Genomic DNA, 5,052 nt, shown 5'->3' with positions numbered 1-5,052 from the left:
ACTGGCACTTGGACTATCGACTCGCGTAAAGCCTGAGGGCGCAGGCTGCGGCGTTTGGTCACGTTTAGGAATCAAAGGGTTGAGATTCATAAGCTCGTAATCTGCACTCACCTCACCACTCCAACCTTGGGTGCCACTCAGGGGCAACTGCTTGATCGTGCCGTTTTTGTCGATGACCAATTGCAGCACGCGCATCTGATTGTATTTGCGCTCAGTCACGCTCGCCACCGCGCCGCCATCACGCAAGATAGTGGGTTGCAAAAAGATAATCAAATTGCTCTTTTGCGTGCTGTCATTATCAGAGCGAAACAGACGTCCAATGATAGGCACGTTGCCAAGTCCAGGAACTTTTTGTTGACTGGTGGTGCTGTTATCTCGCATCAGGCCACCCAAAGCAATGGTCTGTTGATCATCAGCCAAGATAGTGGTATTGATGAGGCTCTTATTGGTAATAATGCCGTTGGCATTTCCAACGCTACCGGGCACAACTGACGAGACCTCTTGCGAGACTTCCAAACGCACTGTGCCGTTTTCACCGATATGGGGAATGACGTTTAGGTTGATACCGATATCTTGACGGTCAATGGTCTGAAACGGATTGGTTGAGGAGTTACCGCTAGTGGTAAAGGAGCCTGTGACAAAAGGCACGTTTTGACCCACCAAAATACTGGCCTTTTCGTTATCTAGGGTTAAGATAGAAGGCATGGACAACAGATTGGCACTGGTCGATCTGTCCAAAGCTTGCAAGATAGCCCCATAAAATTCAGTATTACCATTACTGTCCTTGCGACTATCACCAATACCAACCAAAGCACCAACGATTGAGCTAGCAGCAGCGCTAATACCTGCCGCGCCAGCTGCGCCGCCACCTGCCAAAGCCGCCGCCGCAATCGAGGTAGCACTAGCGCCTACGTTATTGAAGTTGACGACGCCATAGCCGCTGTTGGCATTACCTAGCGCCCATTGAACACCAAGCTGGGTCGCATCATCTCCTGATATCTCAACGATAGCCGCTTGAATCAGCACTTGCGCACGGCGATTATCGAGCTGGTCCACCGCCTCTTCGATCTCAAACATGAGCTCAGGATCGGCATTTACAATGACCGCGTTTTGGGTTTCATCTGCAATAATACTAAATTTCCTACCAGATTGTGCCGTAGAGCCACTAGCCGCTGGTACAATCGAGCTATTATTATTTTCGAGCGCCTGACTGGCTCCACTATTAATAGCGGTACTAGCGCCGCTGGCATCGGTGAGTGATGCAGGCTCTAAGGTCGATACGGCGCCTGCACTATTGATAGACTGATTGGCAAGCAAGCCGCGCAGCATGTCAGCGATGTGAGTTGCGCTGGCATACTTGAGGCGGAACACACGCAAACCGCTTAGCCTACGCGTCGGGGTGGTATCCAACTGGTTGACCATCACTTGTACTTTGGCGATCATCTCAGGACTACCCTTCACAAGCAGCCGATCACTTGCCGAATCGGCGATCACTTTGAGCTGGTTACCACCTTGTGCTTGTCCGCTACCAGCACTTGCGACCAAAGCGCTAATTAATTCCATCATACGCTCAGCATCCACGTGACGCAGTGGTATCACTTGCAGGCTATCATTAACATTGCTATCTAAATCACGGATAAGAGCGGTAAGCTGGTTTAAACTATCGGCGCGATCGGATAAGACTAGGGCATTGACGCCGGGGACAGCTGCGGCGTGAGCGGACTGCGGCATGAGGGGACGGATGACACCAAGCACTTCAGCGGCTTGGGTATTGGTTAAATAAATCACTCGCGTCGCCAAGGCTTCGCCCACGCTATCGCCGCGTAGATCCACTGCAACGCCAGACTGTTTGGCGACATTATCTGGCACCAATTTGGTGGTCGTCCCTGAATCAATAGCCGCAATGCCATTAACCTGCATGACGCTTAAAAACAACTGATAAATCTCATCGCGCGAGAGTGCACGGTTCGATATGACCGTTACGTTGCCATTGATACGTGGATCTAAGACAAAGTTTTGATTGGTAATCGTTGCCACTTCGTTGATAAAGGCTTTGATATCAGCGTCTTGCAAATTAACTTTCCAGCTTTCGCTATGAGCGACCCCCATACTCGCCATCCACAGCGGCAGTGCTAAGCATAGCGGACGACAAAGGCCCATTAAGCGCTGCAATGAGAGGCGCAGGGGCGTGACTGAAAATTTATGCAAACTTACCATGATGATCAATACCTACTGTGATGGTGCCAAGTATAAGCTAAAATGCGCCTGTAATACTGAGAATAACAATGACTCAGCGTTGTGACTACCTTTGATATATAACATTAAAACTGCTGACGAATCGTGATGACCTGATCGCCGCGCTGAACCTCTATTTGCGCCTCGCCTGATTGCTGCACTTGTTGCAATAGGCTAGAGTCCTGTGCAGGATTATTACCGACGTTTTGACCGTTAACGCTTAATACTTTATCGCCAGGCTCAAGCCCCAAACGATTGCGCAGGCTCGATGGCATAGCAGCAGTCACTTGATAACCCTCTCCTGATGCCATAACGCCCATACGGCTCAGATAGCTGGCAGGATTCTCTTGCAGGGCGGTCACCGCCTCACTAATAGCAGACTGCGGGCTCTCGTCAGCGTTATTAGTGCTAGCAGATGGATCAAGACCTGTATCAATGGGCGCGACTGCTTGTGGTAGCGCTAATGCATCACTCGTAGGCAAACGCTGATTGCTCATACCATCAGCGATCATCTCGCTCTGGTCAAGTGCTAAGCGATCAGGCATATTAATGATGGTTTGCTGATCGCTGCGATCTGAGATAATCACTGAGTCCCAATCAACAGCGATTAGCGTATAACCGCTCTCTTGTAGCTCGTCACCGATACGGTAGTTTTTGACCTCACCATTGACATCGAGCAGTGCTGACGAGGCGCTATTAGGCACGGCCAATAGCACGCCTTTAAGAATAATATTAGGCGGCGGCAACGTAGCAGCAGCAACAGGCGTTGGGTCTGCAAAGATAGCAAATAAGCTGTTATCGCCTGCGTCCATTGAGGTATTATTCTGCAAAGTCGCTAATGGCAAGGCAGGTACTGTTGGCGCGGCTAGTAATAACCATAATAACCGCGCCACTGTCCAGCTCAGCCATATAATCGCTAATAATAAAAGCCATCCTGAGAAGCGGTTCAGAATATCTATAGCAGGTTTAAGGCGATCGCGGGCACTTATCATCAAGGCGCTCCTGCACTTGCTGAGTTTGACACTCCAGAGAATAAAGGCTGGCGTACGCTAACGACTGAGGTATCTTGCGGCGCTTGACCTTGGTATTCTGGCATATTCTCCAAAAGCCGCTGAGTTAGGCTCACATCCACCATATTGTCGCTATCAATGTACAAGTCGCCCAAGCGCTTGTCTTGGTTGTTAAGCAGATTGATATGCAGCATATTTTTATCGCTTTTTTGCTCTTGGCTAAGCTGGGCACGCATAGCTGGCATCGTGATATAAAACACTTTGCCGCCACTTGGATATCCGACCTCACCGCCTACCCAAGTCAATTGACCGTCCGCTTGCGTAAATCCTGCAACCTGCTCATCTGAGCCTGATCGGCGCTGCAAAGAGACATTATTGACTTGTATAGGCGTATTAGGCAGTTGCCAATCGACCACACTAGTTAGCGTCTCAGGCGCTATCTTGCCACTCATGTCATCCACTTGCCAAGCGCTGCGACTCACTTTGACTTGTCCTTGCAGGCGCGTCTGACCCGTAGCAATCTCGACGTCAGTGCCGATTTTACCCAAGAATAGCTGCCACGGTTGCCATGACCAACTGGCCGTACCTGTCAGTGGCGCACTAGGTGCTGGCATTTGCCAAATGGCTGAGCCTTGCCACAAGTTACCCGAAACGTGTTGGACATGGTTGTTATTTGGCGCATATTTTTGAATCACCCACGCCGCTGGCATCTGTAGCAGCGCAAAAAACACAAACAAAACCAGCCCGACAAGCCACCAAAGCTTACGGGGACGCTTATGAGACGAGGTAGAGGATGGTGACACTGATAACTGACTCTTATAATAGACAAAAACGTCATTATCATAACAAACAATGCCCTATAGATGACAGAAAAAAAGCCAGTATCTTTTGCGCTAATAATAGCGGCAAAGATACTGGCTTTTAATTCTCGCTTACAAGATAAAAGAATTCTTATCTATAAAGTGATCAGCTCATGATGAATCACATCCATCAATTAAACAGCAAAACTCTCAAGACTTTGACCGTCAGCTAAAGCGTCAACAAGCCAAGTGGGCTTACGACCACGACCTGTCCAAGTCTCATCGCTGTTTTCGGTATTACGATATTTAATATTGCGTTTTTTAGCCAGCTTCTCGCCCGCTTCTAATATCTCTTCAATCGTACTATTGCTCTCTTCAGCGATTTTTTCAAACTGCGTGTAGGCGTCATACAAACGCTGATGCTGCTTTTGAGCGATAAGTTGCTGCGCATTCTCAGTGATAGCGCGTAGCTCATCAACGTCTAAACTGTCTAAATCAATAGCATTATTCTTACTCATAACGACCTCGTTCTGAACAGTGATAGATTTGATTATCAATATCAAATCAAAAATAAAAGGCTAATAATACGTTAAATATAATGATTTAAAACCTGCATTTATAAACAGCCGTATTATTAATTAAGCACATTAACATAATTTTTATTAAACATAGGTAATAAAATATTAATAATACTATTTTATATTTAAAATTATATTCAAAGTATTTCTATTCAAAATAAACAGAAGTTTATATTTATACTTATAAAAATTATTAATCGAAGCTCAAACATACAGAGCTGGACTTTTTATAGACCAATAAAAAAGTCCACGCTTGTGGACTTTTTATAATAAGGTACTTAAGTACTGATATGCTTTTTAGCTGAGTTAAAAAGCTATCTCTTATATGATTTAGAACGGAATATCATCATCTACTGGGCCATCAGGCATGGCATTAGATTTGGGCGCTGAGCTTGCATTAGATGAAAAACTGTTCTGTTGCGGGCTGGC

At 46.9% G+C, this 5,052-nt stretch carries 4 protein-coding genes; all 4 read right to left on the bottom strand.

Annotated elements, in window-relative coordinates; translation table 11 throughout:
- Window positions 1-2,217 (bottom strand): type II secretion system secretin GspD (gene gspD / locus ACTXGO_RS09480; RefSeq protein ID WP_443574207.1); only part of this gene is annotated, 2,217 nt, incomplete at its 3' end.
- A 104-nt stretch (window positions 2,218-2,321) separates the two neighbouring features.
- Window positions 2,322-3,227, bottom strand: a complete 906-nt coding sequence (locus ACTXGO_RS09475) for a type II secretion system protein N (RefSeq protein WP_435949477.1) — start codon at window positions 3,225-3,227, stop codon at window positions 2,322-2,324.
- A complete protein-coding gene (gene gspN, locus ACTXGO_RS09470) occupies window positions 3,227-4,048 on the bottom strand; it encodes a type II secretion system protein N (protein WP_443574205.1) in 822 nt (273 codons plus the stop codon). The genes ACTXGO_RS09475 and gspN overlap by 1 nt, the downstream gene beginning before the upstream one ends.
- 191 nt (window positions 4,049-4,239) lie before the next feature.
- Window positions 4,240-4,563 carry an H-NS histone family protein gene (locus ACTXGO_RS09465; protein ID WP_317198776.1) on the bottom strand — a complete coding sequence of 108 codons (324 nt, stop codon included), beginning with the start codon at window positions 4,561-4,563 and terminating at the stop codon, window positions 4,240-4,242.
- Window positions 4,564-5,052: the final 489 nt, after the last annotated feature.

This window comes from Psychrobacter sp. T6-1 (assembly GCF_052258445.1).
Note: the sequence above shows the minus strand (reverse complement) of the source record. Positions and strands in the feature narration are given on the sequence as shown.

What these genes read in the sequence shown, in the direction of transcription:
- ACTXGO_RS09465 (WP_317198776.1), bottom strand. Translation starts at nt 4,563, where the DNA reads ATGAGTAAGAATAATGCTATTGATTTAGACAGTTTAGACGTTGATGAG.
- ACTXGO_RS09475 (WP_435949477.1), bottom strand. Translation starts at nt 3,227, where the DNA reads ATGATAAGTGCCCGCGATCGCCTTAAACCTGCTATAGATATTCTGAAC.